The 4,542-nt window shown below is 36.7% G+C and carries 7 protein-coding genes; 1 reads left to right on the forward strand and 6 read right to left on the reverse strand.

The window, feature by feature from the left end; all coding sequences use genetic code 11:
- A partial coding sequence (locus MV589_RS07105) for an AI-2E family transporter (RefSeq protein ID WP_367271574.1) occupies positions 1-978 on the forward strand: 978 nt, incomplete at its 5' end.
- A gap of 7 nt (positions 979-985) precedes the next feature.
- Here the strand turns inward: MV589_RS07105 and MV589_RS07110 are convergent.
- The 6 genes from MV589_RS07110 to MV589_RS07135 all read right to left on the reverse strand — a co-directional run.
- Positions 986-1,498, reverse strand: coding sequence for a DUF1858 domain-containing protein (locus tag MV589_RS07110; RefSeq protein ID WP_297433378.1), 513 nt, complete (start codon positions 1,496-1,498; stop codon positions 986-988).
- A 20-nt stretch (positions 1,499-1,518) separates the two neighbouring features.
- Complete coding sequence (gene tsaA / locus MV589_RS07115) at positions 1,519-2,007, reverse strand: tRNA (N6-threonylcarbamoyladenosine(37)-N6)-methyltransferase TrmO (protein ID WP_297433380.1); 489 nt, start codon at positions 2,005-2,007, stop codon at positions 1,519-1,521.
- A gap of 47 nt (positions 2,008-2,054) precedes the next feature.
- Entirely contained in the window at positions 2,055-2,303 is a 249-nt protein-coding gene (locus tag MV589_RS07120; protein WP_297433382.1) for a cytochrome C oxidase subunit IV family protein, read from the reverse strand.
- Positions 2,304-2,308: 5 nt separating this feature from the next.
- Positions 2,309-2,911, reverse strand: coding sequence for a cytochrome c oxidase subunit 3 (locus tag MV589_RS07125; protein WP_297433383.1), 603 nt, complete (start codon positions 2,909-2,911; stop codon positions 2,309-2,311).
- Positions 2,911-3,696, reverse strand: coding sequence for a CbbQ/NirQ/NorQ/GpvN family protein (locus tag MV589_RS07130; RefSeq protein WP_297433384.1), 786 nt, complete (start codon positions 3,694-3,696; stop codon positions 2,911-2,913). Before MV589_RS07130 ends, MV589_RS07125 begins: the two co-directional genes overlap by 1 nt.
- Positions 3,697-3,810: 114 nt before the next feature.
- The coding region (locus tag MV589_RS07135) for a nitric oxide reductase activation protein NorD (RefSeq protein ID WP_367271575.1) at positions 3,811-4,542 on the reverse strand (732 nt) is incomplete at its 5' end.

Below are 4,542 nucleotides of genomic sequence, written 5' to 3' on the forward strand. Positions count from 1 at the left end.
GGATTTTTAATTATGGCAGCTGTGGTTATTGTACTTGCAGGCATTAAGGCTGCTTCTGCTATTGTAGTTCCCTTTTTACTTTCACTTTTTCTTGCCATTATTCTCTCTCCCCTGTTTTTATGGCTCAAAGAGAAAAAGGTTCCCCAAGGCATAGCGTTACTGCTTATCATACTATTTTTGCTTGCCACAATTACAACATTGATGATATTTTTGGGCACATCTATCCAAGATTTTACACAAAATGTTCCAAGTTACGAGATAAAATTGCGCACTGATTTTCAGAATCTTCTTGGTTTTTTACAAAGCTATGGCATTCAAGTACCAAAAGAGGACTTTTCAACACTCTTTGCAACAAATAGTATTATGCAATATATCTCAAAAACACTCAAATCTCTTAGTGGCTTATTGACAAATTCACTTATGATAATTATGACAATCATTTTTATGTTGATGGAAGTATCACAATTTAGAAAAAAATTAGAACGCTCAAATACAAATAGCCTCAATTCATTTATTGAGGTAAGTGACAATATCAAACACTTTATACTGCTCAAATCAATGACCTCAGCAGCAACGGGAATTTTTATTGCCGTATCACTTAAAATCATAGGTCTTGATTATGCCATTTTATGGGGTGTAGTTGCTTTTTTACTTAATTTCATCCCAAATATTGGTTCTATCATCGCTGCAGTTCCGGCAGTCCTTATGTCTTTGATTCAGTTTGACCTGACAACAACACTTTTAGTTGCTGCTATCTACGCAATTACCAACATAACCATCGGTTCAATTATTGAACCAAAAATCATGGGAAAAGGGCTGGGGCTTTCAACACTCGTTGTCTTTCTTTCACTTATTTTTTGGGGGTGGCTGCTCGGACCAGTAGGAATGCTCCTCTCTGTTCCTCTTACCATCATGGTGAAAATAGTCCTCGATGCAAAAGAGGACACACGATGGATAGCTGTACTTTTAGGTAATTAACTTTAAACTATTTTTTAACGTATGTTATAAACTTATCTTCTTCTAATTCTTGAGAATAAACCTCATGCCCTTGCTTTTCAAACTCTTCTATTAATGGTTCAGGCTTAAAGTCAGAAGTAATGGTAAGAATCTCTCCTTCATGAAATTTTCTTAAAATATTAAAAGCTTTTGCTAAAGGATTATCCTCTTTATCTAAGAGTTCATTTGCATCTATACTCTCTGTTGGTGTTTCTGTTATCCAAGTAGGAATATTTTCATCTTCCTCATTTTGCATTTCTGTCATATCCACGCTCACTGGTTCTTGTCCAACAGCAACACGGAGTTGATTAAGCAGATCCATCGGCTCCATTCCACCCACTACAGCTGCTTGTTTTACACCTGCTATTTTTGCTAGTGTTCGACGAAGCACGGGATTATTTAATTTTTTAAATTTAGGATTAACCTTAATGAGAATATCTTTCATCCCATCATAATCATTAAGCAGATCTGCAACTTTTGTCTCTAATGTAATCTCTTTCATATCTATTTCCTTCTTTTTAACTATATAAATCTCTCATCAGAACGCATACTACTTACCTCATCGGCACTTGCATGCATCCAGCCGCTCTTCACTGCACCCTCAACCCTATCAAAATTTTCAATATAAGGCTTAATGTCTAAAAGGGGTGTTCCATCAACAATATCAACACCCTTAATCGTGACAATATTGTCAACAACATTCACAATCTCAACGACTGAAAGCCCTATAGAGTTTGGATGCATAGGAGTTCGTGTAGAAAATACGCCTCTTTGTGTATTTGTTTTATCATTAAAAGGAATGACACTGAGTTGATGGGTGTCAATTTTATGAAAATAGTATATAAGATAGGCATGAGAAAAACCATCTAAATCTTTCAAACCTACACTATATTCCTCTTTAAATTCAATAGTTGCCAAGACTTCTCTCGCTCCGCAAGGCTGCACCGGCATATCTTTTAAATCACAAAAAGGAGACTTTATAGTTGCAATTTGACGTAAATTAACTTCCATCTTCTAACACCTTTATATAAATAATTTATAAATATTATACGATAATTTTATAAATAATAACTGACTGCAATGGAAGAGATGACAACAACAAGCCAAATTGTTGGTATAAGTCTGTACCTCAAAGAGACATTTTTCATCCCCATAAAGTAATCAATCACAAGCTGACCTTTTACAAATGTAGTAAAAAGAAGCACACCCACCATAAAACCACTTGCAAGATGTAGTTTACCTAAAAGATATGCAAATATTGTAAGTACAATCAAAACGCCCCAAACTATCTCTACTGTTCTTTTCATTTCAACTACCTTATAATATAAATGAGTGGAAATAAAACTATCCACAACACATCTACTAGATGCCAATATACCGCACCTGTCTCTATACCTCGTGTATTCTCAGCGCTATAAGCAGAAGCCTTTGTTCTTCTAAAAATATTAAAAAGAATGATGGTTCCTAAAGTAACATGCATAAAGTGAAACATCGTAAGCAGCAGATAGAACATAAAAAACTTGTTTGTACCTAGTGATATGCCCTGAGAAAAAATATCTGAGAACTCTAAAAGTTTATTAATCAAAAACAGACACCCAAAGAGTACACTTGCTGCTATCCACTTGGAAGCTTTTTGATTTGCCTCTTTTATTATCTGCTCACCTTTGGCATTTTTTACCAAATTTACAGCCTTGACAATAAAATAACTCCCCGTAATCAAAATAAGTGTGTCAATAAAACCTGAAGTTTGATTAAGCAGAAGTTGCGACTTGTTAAAGAGTGCCACATCAGCATGTCTTGAAAAAGCATAGCCTAAAAACATAAAGCCAAAGGTTATAAGCTCAACATAAATAACCAACCATATTGCAAAATCACCCGGTGGATAAGGCTCTTTAATAGTTACACTTTTTGCCATCACTCAGCCTTTGCAAAGTGAAGAGAGATAAGTTTTTGCAACACTTCTAAAACATCCTCTTCATCACTTAATGACTCAACTATAGAGTGCATACACGCCTGATAAGGGTCAAAGCCTTTTACCATCAGTTTTGCCGCATAGATGAGCAATCTGGTAGAGACCGCCTCTTGAATGTCACTATCACTAAGCTGGCGAATCTCTCCTGCTATATTTACAAGTTTTTGTGCTGTTGGCTCATCAACACCACTCTCTTTTATGATGACCTCTTTTTCTATGTCGGGCTTAGGGTATGTAAAACTCAGCGAAATAAAACGCTGTTTTGTACTTGGTTTCATTCCCTTAAGTACATTTTGGTAACCAGGGTTGTAAGAGACAACAAGCATAAAGTCAGGATGTGCTTCTATAAGCTCACCTGTTCTGTCAATCGGCAAAACACGTCTATAATCTGCCAAAGAGTGCAGCACAACCGTTGTATCTTTACGCGCCTCAATTATTTCATCAAGGTAGCATATTCCACCATTTCGCACCGCTTTTGTAAGAGGACCATCTTGCCAGTATGTGCCGTTTTCATCTATAAGGTGACGACCAACCAAGTCCGCCGCACTCAAATCATCATGACAAACAACCGTATAAACTTCACGACCAAGTCTCTCTCCCATAGTCTCAATAAATCGCGTCTTACCGCACCCTGTAGGCCCTTTAATGAGCACCGGTAGATTCATCCCCGCTGCAGCTTCAAAAAGTTCTACTTCATTTGCTTGTGGTAAATAGTAACTGTGTGACATACATTTTCCTTTATTATTTAAACTGAGTTAGTTCTTTTTATGCGCTTGCGTGAGGCTCAGAGCAAAGCGAGGATTTGCCCTCTAAGTAAGCGTATAAAAAGAACTAACTCTCCACTACTTCGTTAAGTTCATATAAATTTCTGTTAAAACTTTTGGCAGCTTCTTCGCATCTCTAATAACCGCATAAGAGTTTCTTCCAAAAAGATAGGGCAGATACTCCCTAGCCTCAACATCTATGGTAATGCAAAAAGGAGTAATTCCCATCTGCCTTACTTCATCTATGGCTTTTTTTGTATCTTCTATGCCGTATCTGCCATCATATCTATCAGTATCGTTCGGTTTTCCATCACTTAAAATGAGTAGGAGTCTGTTTTGGCTCTGCTCTTTTTGAAGTATTTTTCCACTCTCACGCACTGCAGCACCCAAACGAGTGTAGTAACCCGGTTTTAAAACATCTATGCGACCGCGTATCAAATCTCCATACTTCTCTTTAAAATTTTTCACTATATGAAAATTGACTTTTTTATTTTTGATGGATGAAAAAGCATAAATTCCAAAAGAGTCTTCTAGTCTATTAAGTGACTCGGAGAAGACCATAAGTGAATCTCGTATCATGTCAATCACACGAATATCCTGCGTAACCCCTGCCTCTGTTGAGAGCGAAATATCGGCTAAAAGCAGTGTGGACATATCACGTGTTTTTTTCTCAAAAGTTTGAAAAAATCTCTGAGGATGGTTCGACTTGTTCTGATGCCCTCTGTACTCTATCCATGCATCAAAATTTATCTCATCACCATAAGGAAGATTGTCTATCTTCACACGGTCAAGTTCCATCAAATCAAGTTC

Origin of the sequence: Sulfurimonas sp. (assembly GCF_026991475.1) — a bacterium.
In the GTDB taxonomy this organism is placed as follows: Bacteria; Campylobacterota; Campylobacteria; order Campylobacterales; family Sulfurimonadaceae; genus Sulfurimonas.